Source organism: Streptomyces sp. enrichment culture, from assembly GCF_964273255.1.
In the GTDB taxonomy this organism is placed as follows: domain Bacteria; phylum Actinomycetota; class Actinomycetes; order Streptomycetales; family Streptomycetaceae; genus Streptomyces.
This window is the reverse complement of sequence record NZ_OZ186835.1, coordinates 657,227-674,377: the sequence shown is the minus strand read 5'-3', so window position 1 is coordinate 674,377 and position 17,151 is coordinate 657,227. Positions and strand designations below refer to the sequence as shown.

Genomic DNA, 17,151 nt, shown 5'->3' with positions numbered 1-17,151 from the left:
CGGCCGGGCGGGGTGGGTCCTGCGACCCCGCACAGATGGGCTCCAGGCCCGATGGGCGCCGGACGGACTTGCGGCCATGGTGAAGACACCACCCCCTTTTCCTTCTTCAGAGAGGACTTCTTCGTGTCGCTGGACCTGCCCCGGACCGAAGCGCGTACCGACAACCCGGCCTCGGACGAGATCCGTCGCCGCCTGGAGCACGCCCGATCAACGCGCCTCGCCCAGCTCAAGGCCCTGGACGAATCGGGGCAAAGTGCCGACGACCACTTGATGTCGAACCAGAAGGAATCGATCCAGCGCGTTCTCACCGAGATCGAGGAGGCCTTCGCGCGCGTCGAGGACGGCACCTACGGCACCTGCCTGGGCTGCTCCAAGCCCGTGCCGCCGGAGCGCCTGGAGATCCTGCCGCACACCCGGCACTGCGTCGCCTGCCAGCGCCGCGCGGCCTGACACCGGCCGCCGGGTCCGTCGTCCTCCTCTCCACTGAGCGCAAGGGGTGCAGTGGTGACCCACCAGACCATCGGTGAGCACAACACGGTCCTCACACCCGAGGACCTCGCAGCGCTGCGCGAGAACCTGCTGGAGCAACGGCTGTTCCGTCAGGAACAGCTGCGGCAGTTCGCCGCGGACCCGCAGCCGCGGGCCGAGCGGCTGCCGGAGCGGGACGCCGGCGAGATCGAGGTCGGCGTCCGGCTGGCCGCGTCCGCCCGCATGGTGCTCGCCGACGTCGAGGCGGCCCTCGACCGCATGGCCGCGGACACCTACGGCAGGTGCCACCTGTGCCGCCGCCCGGTGGAGCGGGAGCGCCTGCTGATAGTGCCCCAGGCCCGCTACTGCGCCCGCTGCCAGCAGGTGCGGGAGGCCGCACGATGACCACTGCGCACCGGCCGCGCCCCCTCGCACCGGCGCGGCCCCCGGCCCGGGCGGCCACCTCCCGCCCGGGCCGGCCCCGCACGCAGGGCCACCGCACGCAGGGTCACCGCACCGAACGGAGGACCGTCCCGTGACCGTCACCCGGCGGACCCGGCCGGTCTCCGGGCGGCACGCGCACTGGCCGCTGTGCCGGCGCTGCGCCGGCATCGCCCTCGACCTCGGCAGCGCCCGCACCCGCGCCTGGATCGCCGGCCGGGGCATGGTCCTGGACGTCCCCACGGTCACCTTCCCCGGCAACGGAGCCATCCACCCGATCCAGCGCGGCACCATCGTCGACACCGCCGGCGCGGCCCGCATGCTCGACCGGCTGCTGGGCCACCGCATGCCGCGGTTCGGCCGCCCCCTGGTCGTCGTCACGGCCCCGGTCCTGGACGGCCTCGCCTTCCGGACCGAGGCCCGTACGGCGGTCGAGATCCTCCGCCCGCGCGCCGTCATCACCGTCCCGGGCGCGCGGGCGGTGGCCCTGGCGGCGGGCGCCGACGACGCCAGGCCGCTGCTCGTGGCCGACATCGGGGCCCACCTCACCGAGGTGGTGCTGCTCTCCGGGGGCGCGGTGACCGACGCCCGCCGCACCGCGCTGGGCACCGACGACCTCGGCGACGGCACGCCCCCCGAACGCATCACCGACGCCGTGGTCGAGATGGTGACCGCCATGCTGCGGCAGGACCGCACCTCGGTGACCCGTACCGCCCTGCGCCGGGGCGTCCTGCTGTCGGGCGGCGGCGCCCTGCGCCCCGACGTCACCCACGGCCTGCCCGGCCGGCTCGGCTGCCCCGTTCAGCCGGTGACGTCACCGCACACCGCTGCGGTGCGGGGAGCGGCCGGCCTGCTCGCCGCCGAGCACCACCACCCGTCGGCCTCCGGCGCCGTCTGAGCCGGGCCCTGCCCCGGCCCGGCGCCCGTCCTCCGCCTGCCCGGCCGGGCCGCCGTCCTTCCGTTCCCCCTGTCCCTTTCCGTTCCCCCTGTTCCCCCTGTTCCTCGTGTTTCTCCACCTGCGCCCCTCCGGAAGGAGCCCACGTGGCGGGCGAGACACCTCCCGCAGAGCGCCCCGGCCGGCCCCGCGGGCGCACGCCCCGGCGGCGCAACCCCCTGCGCCGCCGCACGGACGCGCTGCGCCTCTGGTTCGGGCTGGGGGTGCCGGCGGCCGTGCTGGTCGTCACCCCGGTGACCGCCGTGGTGGCGGCCGACCTCGCGCACCGGCACTACGACTCCGTCGCCCGGCACCAGGCGCAGACCCGCCACGAGACGACCGCGACCCTTCTCCGCGACGCCCCGCGCCGCCCGGAAGCCGGGTCGGACGAGGACGAGGAGACCCGCCGTCCGGCTCAGGTCCGCGTCGTCACCCGGGAGGGGCGCACCCGGATCACGACCGCCGACGTCCCCCCGGGCATGCCCGCCGGCAGTCCGCTGCGGATCTGGGTCACCGCCGAGGGCGAGGCCACCGAAGCACCGCTGACCGGCCGGGACGTCCGCAGCCGCAGCATGGGCTGGGCGCTGCTGGCCGCCCTCGGCGTCGTCCTCGCCGGAGCGGCCACCCACGCGGCGGTCCGCCACGGGCTGAGCCGCCGGGACCTCGCCGCCTGGGAGGCCGCCTGGGCCAGGACGGCACCGGACTGGACGCCGCCCACCTGAGCCCGCGCCGCACGCGTCAGCGGGCCCCGGTGGTGAGGGACTTCCACCGGCGCCCGAACGCCGATGTGCCACACCTTCCGGCCGTCCCGGCGACCGCCCCGGCCGGGGACTGCCGGGCCCGGGCAACGGTTCCGGCGGGTCGGCCCCGACCCGTGCTCCGTGCCCCGGTGGCCGGCACCCCGCGGCGGGCGTTCCCCGCTCCACGTGACGCGACGCGGGCCGCCGTCCGCGGCCGGAACGGGCAGCTCCGGGGCAAGGCGGCATCAAGAACGCGTAAAGACTGCCGGAATCAGGCAATGAACGGTTCGCGCGGTCCATGACACCATGGAGAGGCGGGAGGTCGTCGAGTGGAAGCGGGGCCCGGATGAACTGGTTTGTGGGTCTCGGCATCGCGGGCCTGGTCGTGCTGCTGTTCTCGCTGATCTTCGACGGGGTCCTGGAGGGCCTGTTCGGCGGTGTGCTGGACGGGATGCTCGACGGGTTCCTGTCGTTGCCGGTGATCGCCGGATTCGTGTCCATGCTCGGCTTCGGCGGGGCCATCACCCTGGGGACGACGGGCCTGGGCGTCACCGGCGCCACGGCCGTCGGCGTCCTCACCGGGGTGGCCGCCGGCTGGCTGACCTGGCGCTTCAGCCGCGCCCTGATGAGTGATCAGGACGCCGCCGCACCGCGCGGCGGGGACCTCGTCGGGTCCTCGGCCTCGGTGGTGACCGCCATCCCGGCAGGAGGGTACGGCGAGGTGATGGTGTACCTCGCCGGGCAGCCGCTGAAGCTGGCGGCCAAGTGCCCGGTGCCGGTGGCGCGGGGCGCCGAGGTCTGGGTCGAATCGGCCCTGTCGGCCACCTCCGTCTCCGTCCGCCCGGTCGAACGCTGACCCGCCGCGGGCCGGCGCCCGCACCCTGGGTACCCGTCCGTCCGCCGTGGGCCCACCGCCCGCGGCCGTCCCTCCGCACCCCGTCCCTCGTCACCGTCCGCCGCGGGCCACCGCCCGCACCGTCCGTCCCGGCCGGCACGCCTCGTCCGTACCCGGCCGTCCCTGTCCGCCGCAGATTCGATTCGCCGTCCCCCCGGGAAGGCTGAGGGGATCCACAGTCACATGAGCCCTGTACTGATCGCCGTGATCGGAGTCGTCGTACTCCTGGTCCTGCTGGCCCTCGTGGTCGTCACCCGCTACAAGGTCGCCGGTCCGAGCGAGGCGTTCATCGTCACCGGACGACGCGGCAAGAAGTCCACCGACCCCGACACCGGCCGCATCTTCACCGACAACAGCGGTCAGAAGGTCGTGGTCGGCGGCGGCGTCTTCGTGGTGCCGTTCGTGCAGCAGAAGTTCACCCTCGACCTCTCCAGCCGGCACATCCCCGTGGCCGTCCGGGGCGCGGTCACGCTGCGCGGCGTGAAGGCCAACCTGGAGGGCGTCGCCATCGTCAAGGTCGGCGGCACCGAGGACTCGATCCGCGCCGCCGCCCAGCGGTTCCTGATGCAGCAGAACGGCATCGTCGGGTTCACCCAGGAGGTCCTGTCCGGCGCGCTGCGCTCGATCGTGGGCCGGATGTCCGTGGAGGACATCATCCGGGACCGGGCCGCCTTCGCCGGCCAGGTCGCCGAGGAGGCCGAGGCCAGCCTGTCCGGCCAGGGCCTGGTCCTGGACGCCTTCCAGATCCAGGACATCACCACCGAGGGCTCCTACCTGGAGGACCTGGGGCGCCCCGAGGCCGCCCGCGCCAAGCAGGAGGCCGACATCGCCGAGGCCGTCGCCCGGCGCGCCTCCGAGCAGGCCCGGCTCAAGGCCGAGGAGGAGATCGCGATCGCGCAGCGCACCTTCGCGCTGAAGCAGGCCGAGATCAAGGCCGAGACCGACGAGGCCGCCGCCCGCGCCGCCGCAGCCGGACCGCTCGCCGAGGCCGCCCGCCAGCAGGAGGTCCTGGGGGAGCAGGAGAAGGTCGCCACCCGGCAGGCCGCCCTGACCGACCGCGAACTGGACACCAAGGTCCGCAAGCCCGCCGACGCCGCCCGCTACCAGGCCGAGCAGGAGGCCGAGGCCCGGCGCATCGCGCTCGTCAAGGAGGCCGAGGCGGCCGCCGAGCGGGCCCGGCTCACCGGTGAGGGCGAGAAGGCGCAGCGCGCCGCGCTCGCCGACGCCGTCCGCATCGAGGGTGACGCCGACGCCGCCGCCATCGCCGCGAAGGGCGCGGCGGAGGCCGAGGCGATGCACAAGAAGGCCGACGCCTTCGAGCGGTACGGCGACGCGGCCGTGCTGCAGATGCTGGTCGAGGTGCTGCCGCAGGTCGTCGGCAAGGCCGCCGAGCCGCTGTCCGCGGTCGACAAGCTGACGGTGATCTCCACCGACGGTGCCGGCCAGCTGCCGCGCACGGTCGCCGACAACGTCGCCCAGGGCATGGAACTGCTCAGCTCCACCACCGGCGTGGACCTCGGGCAGCTGCTCCAGGGACTCGCCCAGCGCGGGAAGGCCGCACCGGCGGCGGCTCCGGCCGCGGCCGCCCCGGCCTCCGACGCCGGCCACGGCAAGGTCGACATCACCGAGTGACGTTCCGCCCGCGGTGCCCCGGACGCCCCACGGCGTCCGGGGCACCGCGCGTTCTCAGTCCGACAGGTCGAACCGCACGTCCACGACGCCTTCGACGGCCCGGGTCAGCCGGGCGGCCACCGGGACCAGGGACGTGTCCCGGATCCGCCCGCCGAGGGTCACGACCCCCTCCCGCACCGTCACCCGCACCGAGTCCCCGGCGTCCTCGCGGAACAGGTGGGGCAGCACGTCCCGGCGCACCTCCGCCGCGATCTCCTCGTCGTCCCGCAGGAACACCTTCAGCAGGTCGGCACGGCTCACGATGCCGCACAGCACTCCCGCGCCGTCCACGACCGGCAGCCGTTTCACCCCGGTCCGCGCCATGATCCGCGCGGCCCGCGCGAGGGTGGCGTCGGCGCCGACGGTGACGGCCGGCGCGCTCATCAGCTCCCCGGCCGTCAGCGCGCCCGCCTTGGCCAGGTCGGGCAGACGGCGCAGCTGGGTGTGCCGGTCGGGGTCGCTGTCCCGGAACTCCTCCTTCGGCAGCAGGTCCGCCTCGGACACGATCCCCGCCACCCTCCCCTCGCCCGTCACCACGGGCAGGGCGCTGACCCGCCGTTCCTGCAGGGTGCGGACGATTTCCTTGAAGGCGGCGTCACGGCCGACGGAGGCGACGGACCGCGTCATCACGTCGCTCACGGTGTACGGGGTGGCGTGCATGGTGCCTCCTCGGGCTGCGTCGCCCCGGTCTGCCGGGCGGATCACCGGACCCTACCGCCGCAACCGGTGCCGGTGCCCGGGTCAGGTGCCGGCGCCCGGGGCCGGGAAGGCCGGGCGCGGACCGCACGCCGTCCGCGGGACGGACCCTGCGGCCGGTGCGGGCCCCACGACCACCGTGAGTGAGAGGCCGGTCGGAGGGGAAGGGCCGGTCGGTCCCCGGCCGGGGACCTCGGGGCCGCCGGACGGCCTCCGCCCGGCGGGGGACCCCGGTGACAGGAGCGCCTCCCGTACGGACGTGTTCGACACGGAGTGAAGGGGGAATTCAGGGAGACCTGGGTGAAGGGAGTGTCCCCCGGGAGATCTGCCCCTCAGGTCACCCGCGGGACGCGGGCGACCGGAGAGGGGCGGGGACCGCCGGGCGCCCACCGGCCGTGGGGGCATGAGCCCCCGGGGGCGCCCCCGCGCGGCCGGGGTTCACAGCGCGGCGGCCGACGCGTTCAGCTCCCGGCCGGTGACCATCTCCGGTGCGATCCGCACGTAGACCCCGTCCAGCATCGGCATCCACGAGGTGTGGCCCAGCAGCGCCAGCCGGTCCCGCTCGGCGGGATCGGTCACCACGGCCGCCCGGCCGGTGACGACGACGCTCCAGCCCGACCGCGTCTCCGCGTGGAACTCGTCCGCCTCGAACGCCACGACCACCCCGTCGATGGCGCGCACCAGGTCCGAGGAGGCGGAGGTGCACAGGATGACGGAGGAGTCGGCGTCCAGGGAGAAGTTGACCGGGAGCACGGCCGGCAGGGCGTGCCGGGTGTAGACCACCCGCCCGACCGGCGCTCCGGCCAGCAGGCGCAGGCACTCCTGCCGTCCGAGGGCACGGAAGACATCGTTCTGGAACATCTGCCCATGGTCGCCGCCGGGCCCCCGCCGCGACTAGGGCCGACCGGCCCCGTTCCCCCTCGCCCCGCCCCGCCCCGCCGTGCCGCGTCGCGCCGTGCCCCGCCCCCGGGTGCCGCTGCCGGCCACCGGCGCCGGCCACCGCCCGGCGGCCGCCGTCCGCCACCGCCGGCGACGCCGCCGCCGCATTCCGGCTCCCTCGCGTCCCTGCCGGCCCCCGCCCGGCCGGAACCGGCGGACCGCCATCCCGCCACGGCAGCACCGGCCCCGTCGCTCCGCTGCACCCCGCGCACCCGCCCCGGGGGCCGTTCCGCGTCACGTCCGGGACCTTCGGCCCCCTCTGCGCACGGGCCCCGGCCGGGAGACTGCTCACGGACACCGCGGCCGGGCACCCCGGCCGGACGGTGCCGGACCCGGACGCCGACCACCTCGGGAGGTGCGCGATGTGCGAGTACTGCGGCTGCCAGTCCCTGACGTCGATCGCCGAGCTGACCCGCGAGCACGACGAAGTGGTCCGTCTCATCAGCCACGTGCGCCCCGCGTACCGGGCGGGCGACACGGCCCGGATGGCACGGACCGCCCGCCGGATCGCCGCGGTGCTCGGTCCGCACACGCAGGTCGAGGAACGCGGCCTGTTCCCCGCCCTCGCCGCCGCCTTCCCCGACCGGATCGCGGTCCTGGAGGCTGAACACCGCCGGATCGACGCCGTCCTGGCCGAGGCGGCCGACGGCACCGTCCCCGCCGACCCCTCCTGGCCCGGCCGGCTGATGGAGGCCGTGGACCTGCTCCGCGACCACATCCTCAAGGAACAGGACGGGGTCTTCCCGGCCGCCCTGGCCCTCCTCGGCACCGAGGAGTGGGAGGCCGTCGAGGCCGAGCGGGCCAGGGCGGGCGGCGCCCCGGCCCGGTCGGCCGGCTGACCGCCCGGTGTCCCGCGACGGGGCGTGCCCGCCCGCCCCCGGCCGCCACGGACCGCCGGGGTCCCGGCGCGCGAATCACCGGCCGTGCCGGGCGTGGTGGTCGGCCTCAGGACGGAGGGCGGTCATAGAGTCGGGCTGCCGGACCGAACACCAGACCACGGGCGGTGCGCCCGGGAGCGGAGTGCCGCGGTGAGTACGGAGACGAATCCCGAGCGGAGCCGGAATGCCGGGCGGACCCGTGCGGGTCTGGACGGCGAGCTGACCCGGGCGCTGGTCCGCTCGCGCCGGTTCTTCACCCGGGCGCAGGTCTCCCCGGACCTGCGCACCCTGCACCGCAAGGGCGGCCGCGAGGCCGACGAGTTCTACCGGGACCGGTGGTCCCACGACAAGGTGGTGCGCTCCACCCACGGTGTGAACTGCACCGGCTCCTGCTCCTGGAAGGTGTACGTCAAGGACGGCATCATCACCTGGGAGGCGCAGCAGACCGACTACCCCTCCGTCGGCCCCGACCGGCCCGAGTACGAGCCGCGCGGCTGCCCGCGCGGCGCCGCCTTCTCCTGGTACACGTACTCGCCGACCCGGGTGCGCTATCCCTACGTGCGGGGCGTCCTGCTGGAGATGTACCGGGAGGCCAAGGCACGGCTCGGCGACCCGGTGGCCGCCTGGGAGGACGTCGTCTCCGACCCGGAACGCGCCCGCCGCTACAAACGGGCCCGGGGCAAGGGCGGCCTGGTGCGGGCGAGTTGGGCGGAGGCCGCGGAACTGGTCGCCGCCGCCCATGTGCACACCATCCGGCGCTGGGGCCCCGACCGGCTCGCCGGGTTCTCCCCGATCCCCGCGATGTCGATGGTCTCCCACGCGGCCGGGGCCCGCTTCTACTCCCTGCTCGGCGGGGTCATGCTCTCCTTCTACGACTGGTACGCCGATCTGCCCGTCGCCTCCCCGCAGGTGTTCGGCGACCAGACCGACGTGCCGGAGTCCGGCGACTGGTGGGACGCCGGCTACCTGATCATGTGGGGCTCCAACGTGCCGGTGACACGGACCCCGGACGCCCACTGGATGGCGGAGGCCCGCTACCGCGGCCAGAAGGTCGTCGCGGTCTCCCCGGACTACGCGGACAACGTGAAGTTCGCCGACGAGTGGCTCTCCGCCCAGCCCGGCACCGACGGCGCCCTGGCCATGGCGATGGGCCACGTCGTCCTGAAGGAGTTCTTCGTCGAGCGGGACACCCCGTACTTCACCGACTACGTCAAACGCTACACGGACCTGCCGTTCCTGATCACCCTGGACGAGCGGGAGGACGAGCCCGGTGTCCTGGCCCCCGGCAAGTTCCTCACCGCGGCCGACCTCGGCGGCGAGCACGCCGAGGCCGAACACGCCGCGTTCCGCACGGTGTTGCTGGACGCGGCCGACGGGCGGCCGGTGGTGCCCGGCGGCACCCTCGGTGACCGCTTCGCCGAGTCCGGGGCCGGCCGGTGGAACCTCGACCTCGGCGACACCGACCCGCTGCTGTCCGCCGACGGCGACGGCGCGACCCCCGTCGTCGTGGAACTGCCCCGCTTCGACGCCCCCGGCGGCGGTGCCGGCCGGCTGCTGCGCGGTGTCCCGGCGCGCCGGATCGGCGGGCGTCTGGTGACCACCGTCTACGACCTGCTCCTCGCCCAGTACGGGGTGGCGCGGCCGGGCCTGCCCGGCACCTGGCCCACCGGCTACGACGACCCGGACGAGCCGTACACGCCCGCCTGGCAGCAGGCCGTCACCGGTGTCGACGCGGGCCGCGCCGCCCGCATCGCCCGGGAGTTCGCGGCCAACGCCGAGGAGTCCCGCGGCCGTTCGATGATCATCATGGGGGCGGGCACCAACCACTGGTTCCACTCCGACACCATCTACCGGGCCTTCCTCACCCTCACCACGCTGACCGGCTGCCAGGGCGTGAACGGCGGCGGCTGGGCGCACTACGTCGGGCAGGAGAAGGTCCGCCCGATCACCGGCTACTCGGCGATCGCGACCGCAGCGGACTGGAACCGGCCCGCCCGGCAGATGATCCAGACCGCCTACTGGTACCTGCACAGCGACCAGTACCGCTACGACCCGTTCTCCGCGGACACCCTCGCGGCCCGGGGCGCGGGCGGCGCGGGCGGCCCGTTCGCCGACCGGAGCACGGCGGACGTCATCGCGCAGTCCGCGCGGCTCGGCTGGATGCCGTCCTACCCGACCTTCGACCGCAACCCGCTCGACCTGGCCGACGAGGCGGACGCGGCGGGCCGCAGCCCGGCCGACCACGTGGTGGCCGAACTCAAGGCGGGACGGCTGGGGTTCGCGGGCGAGGACCCCGACGCGCCGGAGAACTTCCCGCGGGTGCTCACCGTGTGGCGGGCCAACCTCCTGGGCTCCTCCGCCAAGGGCAACGAGTACTTCCTCAAGCACCTGCTGGGCACCGACTCCTCGGTGCGCGCCACCGAGGCACCGCCCGGGGCCCGGCCCCGCGACGTGCGCTGGCGGGAGGAGGCCCCCGAGGGCAAGCTGGACCTACTGCTCACCCTGGACTTCCGGATGACCAGCACCACCGTCTTCTCCGACGTGGTGCTGCCCGCGGCGACCTGGTACGAGAAGCACGACCTGTCCAGCACCGACATGCACCCCTTCGTGCACGCCTTCAACCCGGCCATCGCCCCGCCCTGGCAGACCCGCACCGACTGGGACACCTTCCGCACCCTCGCGCGGGAGTTCAGCCGCCAGGCCGCCGTTCACCTCGGGGTGCGCAAGGACGTGGTCGCCGCCCCGCTGCTGCACGACACCCCCGACGAACTGGCCACCCCGCACGGCAGGGTGCGTGACTGGCGGGCGGGGGAGTGCGAACCGGTGCCCGGCCGCACCCTGCCGAAGCTGGTCACCGTCGAACGCGACTACGGCGCCGTCGCCGACCGGATGGAGGCCCTCGGCCCGCTCCTGGACACCCTCGGCGCCACCACCAAGGGCGTCACCTTCACGGTCGGCCCGGAGCTGGAGTACCTGCGGCACAAGAACGGCACCGTGCGCGGCGGGGCGGCCGACGGGCGGCCCAGCATCGCCCGCGACGCCCAGGCCTGCGAGGCGATCCTCGCCCTGTCCGGCACCACCAACGGGCATCTGGCCACGCAGGGTTTCCGCACCCTGGAGGCGCGCACCGGCCGGCCGCTCGCCGACCTGGCCGCCGAGCACGAGGGCAAGCGGATCACCTTCGCCGACACCCAGGCCGCACCGGTGCCCGTGATCACCTCCCCCGAGTGGTCCGGTTCGGAGTCCGGCGGGCGCCGCTACTCGCCGTTCACCGTCAACGTCGAGCGGCTCAAGCCCTGGCACACCCTGACCGGCCGCCAGCACTTCTACCTCGACCACGACTGGATGAGCGCCCTCGGCGAACAACTCCCGGTCTACCGGCCCCCGTTGAACATGGACGCGCTGTTCGGCGAACCCCGGCTCGGAGAGGTCGGCGAACTCGGGGTGACCGTGCGCTACCTCACCCCGCACAACAAGTGGTCCATCCACTCCGAGTACCAGGACAACCTGTTCATGCTGTCCCTCTCCCGGGGCGGGCCCGTCATCTGGATGAGCACCCTGGACGCGGCCAAGGTCGGCGTGCGGGACAACGACTGGGTGGAGGCCGTCAACCGCAACGGCGTCGTCGCCGCCCGCGCCGTCGTCTCGCACCGCATGCCCGAGGGCACCGTCTACATGCACCACGCCCAGGACCGGCTCATCGACGTGCCCCGCACCGAGACCACCGGCCGGCGCGGCGGCATCCACAACTCGCTGACCCGGCTGCTGATCAAACCCAGCCACCTCATCGGCGGCTACGCCCAGCTCTCCTACGCCTTCAACTACCTCGGCCCGACCGGCAACCAGCGCGACGAGGTCACCGTCATCCGCCGCCGCGGCAACCAGGAGGTGACGTACTGATGCGCGTGATGGCCCAGATGGCGATGGTGATGAACCTCGACAAGTGCATCGGCTGCCACACCTGTTCGGTCACCTGCAAACAGGCGTGGACCAACCGCACCGGCGTCGAGTACGTCTGGTTCAACAACGTCGAGACCCGGCCCGGCCAGGGCTACCCCCGCCGCTACGAGGACCAGGACACCTGGCGCGGCGGCTGGGAACTGAACAAGCGCGGACGGCTCGCCCTCAAGGCCGGCGGCCGGTTCAAGAAGCTGATCACCATCTTCTCCAACCCCGTCCTGCCGTCCCTGGACGACTACTACGAACCCTGGACCTACGACTACGAGACCCTCATCAACGCCCCCCTGCAGGAACACACCCCGGTCGCCCGCCCCAAGTCCCTCATCACCGGCAAGGACCTGAAGATCACCTGGTCGGCGAACTGGGACGACAACCTCGGCGGTTCGGACCGCCACGGCGACAAGGACGTGCTGCTCGGCCAGGTCTCCGAGAAGATCAAGCTGGAATTCGAGCAGACCTTCATGTTCTACCTGCCGCGCATCTGCGAGCACTGCCTCAACCCCTCCTGCGCGGCCTCCTGCCCCTCCGGCGCGATCTACAAGCGCGAGGAGGACGGCATCGTCCTCGTCGACCAGGACCGCTGCCGCGGCTGGCGGATGTGCGTCACCGGCTGCCCGTACAAGAAGGTCTACTTCAACCACCGCACCGGCAAGGCCGAGAAGTGCACCTTCTGCTTCCCCCGCGTCGAGGTCGGCCTGCCCACCGTCTGCTCCGAGACCTGCGTCGGCCGCCTGCGCTACATCGGCCTCGTCCTCTACGACGCCGACCGCGTGCTCGAAGCCGCCTCCACGCCCGAGGACACCGACCTCTACGAGGCGCAGCGGCAGGTCTTCCTCGACCCCCACGACCCGCGCGTGGTCGCCGCCGCCGAACGCTCCGGCATCCCGCACGACTGGGTCGAGGCCGCCCAGCGCTCGCCGGTCCACGCCCTGATCAACACCTACCGGGTGGCCCTGCCGCTGCACCCGGAGTACCGCACCCTGCCCATGGTCTGGTACATCCCGCCGCTGTCCCCGGTCGTCGACGCGGTCCGTGACACCGGCCGGGACGCGGAGGACCACCGCACCCTCTTCGCCGCCGTGGACGCCCTGCGCATCCCCGTCGACTACCTGGCCCAGCTGTTCACCGCCGGCGACCCCGCCCCCGTCGACGCCGTGCTGCGCCGGCTGGCCGCCATGCGCTCCTACATGCGCGACATCAACCTCGGCCGCGAACCCGACGCCTCCGTCCCGGAGTCCGTCGGCATGGGCGAGGAGCAGATGTACGACATGTACCGGTTGCTCGCCCTCGCCAAGTACGACGAGCGGTACGTCATCCCGGCCGCCCACGCCGAACAGGCCCACAGTCTCGAGGAACTGGCCACCGAGTGCAGCCTCGACTACGAGGGCGGCCCCGGCATGGGCGGCTCCGGCCCCTTCGGCGAGACGTCCGGCGGCGCCGCCCCCATCGCCGTGGAGAACTACCGGGCGCTGCGTGACCGCCAGACCTCCGACAGCCCGGCCGCACCCACCGACAAGGAGACCCGCGTCAACCTCCTGAACTGGGACGGCAGAAGCGCCCCACCGGGCATGTTCCCGCCCCGGCCCGGACCGGACGACGCCCCCGGCGGCGAAGGCGAGGTGGACCCCAGGCCATGAGGAGACGCATCCGTCCCGCCACCCGCACCCGCCCCTGGCACCCCGTCGCCTGGCAGGCCCAGTCCCTCCTCCTCGCCTACCCCGACGACGACTTCCCCGCCCGGCTCGACCTGGCCCGCCGCGCCGCCGCGACCCTGCCCCGCGACGTCGCCCACCCGCTGCTGGACTTCACCGCCCACGCGGACCGCACGGGCCCCGCCGCCCTCGCGGAGGCCTACGTCGACACCTTCGACCACCGCCGACGCTGCAGCCCCTACCTGACGTACTACGCGCACGGCGACACCCGGAAACGCGGCCTCGCCCTGGTGCGCCTGAAGCAGACCTACGCCCGGGCCGGCTGGCGGCTCGGCGACGACGAACTGCCCGACCACCTCGCCGTCGTCCTGGAGTTCGCGGGCGCCGAACCGGCCGCCGGACACCGCCTGCTCACCGAGCACCGCGCCGGCTGCGAGCTGCTGCGTCTCTCCCTGCGCGACGCCGGCTCGCCCTGGGTCGGCGTCCTGGCCTCCGTCTCGGCCACCCTGCCCGCCCTCGCCGGGGACGAACGCGAGGCCGTCGCCCGCCTGGCCGCCGAGGGCCCGCCCGAGGAACAGGTCGGCCTCGACCCCTACGCACCGCCGCAGTTCCCGCCCGTCCCGCCGGCCGGAGGCCCCCGATGACCGCTCCCGCCCACCCGCTGCCCCTGGCCGTCGAGTCCGGCACCGGCGGCATCCTGCTGTGGGTCGTCCTGCCGTACGTCAGCCTCGCCGTGTTCGTCCTCGGCCACGTCTGGCGCTACCGCTACGACAAGTTCGGCTGGACCACCCGCTCCTCCCAGCTCTACGAGCGGCGGCTGCTGCGCATCGGCAGCCCCCTGTTCCACTTCGGCATCCTGCTGGTCCTGCTGGGCCACATCGGCGGGCTGCTCGTCCCGGAGAGCTGGACCGAGGCCGCCGGCATCAGCGAGCACACCTACCACGTCCTCGCGGTCGTCCTCGGCGTGGCCGCCGGGGTCGCCACCGTCGGCGGCATGATCATCCTGATCTACCGGCGCCGCACCGTCGGCCCCGTCTTCTCCGCCACCACCGTCAACGACAAGGCGATGTACCTGTCGCTGGCCGTGACCATCGGACTGGGCCTGGCCGCCACCGTGGTCGCGAACGTCGTCGGCGGCGGCTACAACTACCGCGAGACCATCTCCCCCTGGTTCCGCTCCGTGTTCTACCTCCAGCCGGACCCCGACCTGATGACCGGCACCCCCCTCCTGTTCCAGCTGCACGCCCTCAGCGCCCTGCTGCTGTTCGCGTTCTGGCCCTTCACCCGCCTCGTCCACATGCTCACCGCCCCCCTCGGCTACCTCACCCGCCCCTACATCGTCTACCGCAGCCGCGACGAACGCCTCGGCACCCGGCCCCCGCACCGCGGGTGGGAACGCACCGGCTGACCGGCACCGGACGGCGCCGAGCGGGCCCCGACCCGGCCGGCGGCGGGCGGCCGGCCACCCCGTAGAGTGCCTATCCGATGCCCTCCGGACCCCGAGGAACCCGCACGTGACGCCCGCCCGACCCGCCCCGACCGCCCCGGTGACCGTCGTCGGGATCGGCGCCGACGGCTGGCAGGGACTGCCGCCCGCCGCACAGGCCGCACTCCTCGACGCCGAGACCGTGATCGGCGGCCCGCGCCAACTCGCGCTGCTGCCCCCCGAGTGCCGCGCCGAGCGGGTCCCCTGGCCGTCACCGCTGCGGCCCGCCGTCCCCGGCCTGCTCGACGCGCACGCCGGCCGCCGCATCGCCGTCCTCGCCAGCGGCGACCCCATGTTTCACGGAATCGGACGCACCCTCACCGACCTCCTCGGACCCGGCGCCGTCCACGTCCTGCCGCACCCCTCCTCCGTCACCCTCGCCTGCGCCCGCCTCGCCTGGCCGGTGGAGGACACCCACGTCGTCACCCTCGTCGGCCGCCCCACCGCCCGCCTCGCCGCCGCCCTGCACGACCGGCGGCGCCTGCTCGTGCTCAGCGCCGACGCCACCACGCCCGCCGACGTCGCCGCCCTGCTGCGCGACCGCGGCTTCGGACCGAGCCGGATGCGCGTCCTGGAGCAGCTCGGCGGCCCCCGCGAACGCACCACCGGCTGGACGGCCGCCGACGACTGGCCCGGCCGGGAGAAGCCCGGCGACCCGCTCAACGTCGTCGCCGTCGACTGCCGGCGCGCCCCCGGCACCCCGCGCCTCGGCGCCGTCCCCGGACTCCCCGACGCGGCCTACGAACACGACGGCCAGCTCACCAAACGGCACGTCCGCGCCGCCACCCTCGCCGCCCTCGCCCCCGCCCCCGGGGAACTGCTGTGGGACGTGGGGGGCGGTTCCGGGTCCATCGCCGTCGAGTGGATGCGCACCCACCCCGCGTGCCGCGCGGTCACCGTCGAACGCGACCCCGTCCGCGCCGCGCGCATCGCCCGCAACGCCGACCGGCTCGGCGTGCCGGCCCTCGACGTGGTGACCGGCTCCGCGCCCGCCGCCCTCGCGCAACTCCCTTCCCCTGACGCGGTGTTCATCGGCGGCGGCCTCACCGCCCCGGGGCTCCTCGACGCCTGCTGGAACGCGCTCCCCGAGGGCGGGCGACTGGTCGCCAACACCGTGACCCTGGAGTCCGAGGCGCTGCTGGCCGACGCCCGCCGCCGTCTCGGCGGCGAACTGGTGCGCCTGTCCGTCGCGCACGCCGTGCCCGTGGGGGGCTTCACCGGATGGCGGCAGGCGATGCCGGTCACCCAGTGGGCCGTGGAGAAGACGTCCGGACCGACCGGCCCCGACGCGGCAGGACCAGGAGCAGACGCATGACCGTGTACTTCATCGGCGCCGGACCCGGCGCCGCCGACCTCATCACCCTGCGCGGCGCCCGCACCCTGGCCGCCTGCCGGGTCTGCCTCTACGCGGGCAGCCTGGTGCCCGGCGAACTCCTCGCCGAATGCCCGCCCGGCGCCCGGCTGGTGGACACCGCCCGGCTCACCCTGGACGAGATCACGGGCGAACTGGTCCGTGCGCACGAGGAGGGCCACGACGTGGCCCGGCTCCACTCGGGCGACCCGTCCGTCTTCAGCGCCGTCGCCGAGCAGATGCGCCGCCTCGACGCGGCCGGAGTGCCCTACGAGGTCGTCCCGGGCGTGCCCGCCTTCGCCGCGGCGGCCGCCGCCCTGAAGCGCGAACTGACCGTGCCGACGGTCGGGCAGACCGTCATCCTCACCCGCGTCGCCCAGCAGGCCACCCCCATGCCCGAGGGGGAGGACCTCGCCACCCTCGGCCGCAGCGGCGCCCTGATCGTGCTCCACCTGGCCGCCCGGTACGTCGACCGCGTGGTCGCCGAACTGCTCCCGCACTACGGCCCGGACTGCCCCAGCGCCGTGGTCGCCCACGCCTCCCGGCCCGAGGAACTGGTGCTGCGCGGGACGCTCGACGAGATCGCCGGGAAGGTGAAGGAGGCGGGCGTGCTGCGGACGGCCGTCATCATGGTCGGCCGCACCCTGGGCGCCGAGCAGTTCCGCGACAGCCACCTGTACTCCCCGGACCGTGACCGGCATGTCTGCTGAACGGGCCGTCCCGGTCCTGCGGGTGCGGGACATGGACACCTCGCTGCCCTGGTACGCCCGGCTCGGCTTCGGCGCGCGCTGGGAGCACCGGTTCGGGCCCGGCTTCCCCCGCTACGCGGAACTGGCCCGCGGCCCGGTCCGCCTGCACCTGTCGGAGCACGAGGGCGACGCCCCGCCGGACGGACTGGTGTACCTCCGGCTCGCCGATCCCCGCGCGGTGGCCGCCGAGTTCGGTGCCGAGCTGCGGGACCAGCCGTGGGGGCCCGAGGCGGAACTCCGGGACCCCGACGGCAACCGCCTGCGGGTGGGCCCCCTCGACGACCGAACCCG

The 17,151-nt window shown here is 74.5% G+C and carries 15 protein-coding genes and 1 pseudogene; 14 read left to right on the top strand and 2 right to left on the bottom strand.

Annotated elements, in window-relative coordinates; all coding sequences use genetic code 11:
- Nucleotides 1-123 precede the first annotated feature (123 nt).
- The 6 genes from ACSU53_RS02995 to ACSU53_RS02970 all read left to right on the top strand — a co-directional run bounded on the left by ACSU53_RS02995 (nucleotide 124) and on the right by ACSU53_RS02970 (nucleotide 5,110).
- Nucleotides 124-450, top strand: a complete 327-nt coding sequence (locus tag ACSU53_RS02995; protein ID WP_432058016.1) for a TraR/DksA family transcriptional regulator — start codon at nucleotides 124-126, stop codon at nucleotides 448-450.
- 51 nt (nucleotides 451-501) lie between these two features.
- On the top strand, nucleotides 502-873 hold the full coding sequence (locus tag ACSU53_RS02990; protein WP_437024594.1) for a TraR/DksA family transcriptional regulator: 372 nt from the start codon (nucleotides 502-504) through the stop codon (nucleotides 871-873).
- Between the two features lie 130 nt (nucleotides 874-1,003).
- Nucleotides 1,004-1,807 (top strand): rod shape-determining protein, encoded by an 804-nt coding sequence (locus tag ACSU53_RS02985; RefSeq protein ID WP_437024593.1) that lies wholly within the window; start codon nucleotides 1,004-1,006, stop codon nucleotides 1,805-1,807.
- Between the two features lie 143 nt (nucleotides 1,808-1,950).
- On the top strand, nucleotides 1,951-2,565 hold the full coding sequence (locus ACSU53_RS02980; RefSeq protein ID WP_437024592.1) for an Rv1733c family protein: 615 nt from the start codon (nucleotides 1,951-1,953) through the stop codon (nucleotides 2,563-2,565).
- A 364-nt stretch (nucleotides 2,566-2,929) separates the two neighbouring features.
- Nucleotides 2,930-3,439 (top strand): hypothetical protein, encoded by a 510-nt coding sequence (locus tag ACSU53_RS02975; RefSeq protein WP_437024591.1) that lies wholly within the window; start codon nucleotides 2,930-2,932, stop codon nucleotides 3,437-3,439.
- Nucleotides 3,440-3,661: 222 nt separating this feature from the next.
- On the top strand, nucleotides 3,662-5,110 hold the full coding sequence (locus ACSU53_RS02970; protein ID WP_437024590.1) for a flotillin family protein: 1,449 nt from the start codon (nucleotides 3,662-3,664) through the stop codon (nucleotides 5,108-5,110).
- A gap of 54 nt (nucleotides 5,111-5,164) precedes the next feature.
- Here the strand turns inward: ACSU53_RS02970 and ACSU53_RS02965 are convergent, their stop codons facing one another.
- Together ACSU53_RS02965 and ACSU53_RS02960 are read right to left on the bottom strand one after the other, a co-directional pair.
- Nucleotides 5,165-5,809 (bottom strand): CBS domain-containing protein, encoded by a 645-nt coding sequence (locus tag ACSU53_RS02965; protein WP_437024589.1) that lies wholly within the window; start codon nucleotides 5,807-5,809, stop codon nucleotides 5,165-5,167.
- Between the two features lie 474 nt (nucleotides 5,810-6,283).
- Nucleotides 6,284-6,706 carry a pyridoxamine 5'-phosphate oxidase family protein gene (locus ACSU53_RS02960; protein WP_437024588.1) on the bottom strand — a complete coding sequence of 141 codons (423 nt, stop codon included), beginning with the start codon at nucleotides 6,704-6,706 and terminating at the stop codon, nucleotides 6,284-6,286.
- A 440-nt stretch (nucleotides 6,707-7,146) separates the two neighbouring features.
- On the opposite strand from ACSU53_RS02960, the gene ACSU53_RS02955 reads away from it, so the two are divergent.
- The 8 genes and pseudogenes from ACSU53_RS02955 to ACSU53_RS02920 form a co-directional block, all read left to right on the top strand.
- A complete protein-coding gene (locus ACSU53_RS02955) occupies nucleotides 7,147-7,623 on the top strand; it encodes a hemerythrin domain-containing protein (protein ID WP_437024587.1) in 477 nt (158 codons plus the stop codon).
- A gap of 246 nt (nucleotides 7,624-7,869) precedes the next feature.
- A complete protein-coding gene (locus ACSU53_RS02950) occupies nucleotides 7,870-11,562 on the top strand; it encodes a nitrate reductase subunit alpha (protein ID WP_437032994.1) in 3,693 nt (1,230 codons plus the stop codon).
- Nucleotides 11,562-13,259, top strand: coding sequence for a nitrate reductase subunit beta (narH, locus tag ACSU53_RS02945; RefSeq protein WP_437024586.1), 1,698 nt, complete (start codon nucleotides 11,562-11,564; stop codon nucleotides 13,257-13,259). The genes ACSU53_RS02950 and narH overlap by 1 nt, the downstream gene beginning before the upstream one ends.
- Nucleotides 13,256-13,918 (top strand): nitrate reductase molybdenum cofactor assembly chaperone, encoded by a 663-nt coding sequence (narJ, locus tag ACSU53_RS02940; RefSeq protein WP_437024585.1) that lies wholly within the window; start codon nucleotides 13,256-13,258, stop codon nucleotides 13,916-13,918. The genes narH and narJ overlap by 4 nt, the downstream gene beginning before the upstream one ends.
- Complete coding sequence (narI, locus tag ACSU53_RS02935; RefSeq protein WP_437024584.1) at nucleotides 13,915-14,682, top strand: respiratory nitrate reductase subunit gamma; 768 nt, start codon at nucleotides 13,915-13,917, stop codon at nucleotides 14,680-14,682. The genes narJ and narI overlap by 4 nt, the downstream gene beginning before the upstream one ends.
- Nucleotides 14,683-14,788: 106 nt before the next feature.
- Nucleotides 14,789-16,075: a precorrin-6y C5,15-methyltransferase (decarboxylating) subunit CbiE gene (gene cbiE / locus ACSU53_RS02930; RefSeq protein ID WP_437024583.1), complete on the top strand. Its 1,287-nt coding sequence runs from the start codon at nucleotides 14,789-14,791 to the stop codon at nucleotides 16,073-16,075.
- Nucleotides 16,072-16,821 (top strand): precorrin-4 C(11)-methyltransferase, encoded by a 750-nt coding sequence (cobM, locus tag ACSU53_RS02925; protein WP_164336564.1) that lies wholly within the window; start codon nucleotides 16,072-16,074, stop codon nucleotides 16,819-16,821. Before cbiE ends, cobM begins: the two co-directional genes overlap by 4 nt.
- Nucleotides 16,811-17,131: pseudogene (locus ACSU53_RS02920) on the top strand (glyoxalase superfamily protein); the annotation flags it as partial. The gene cobM and the pseudogene ACSU53_RS02920, both read left to right, overlap by 11 nt.
- Nucleotides 17,132-17,151: the final 20 nt, after the last annotated feature.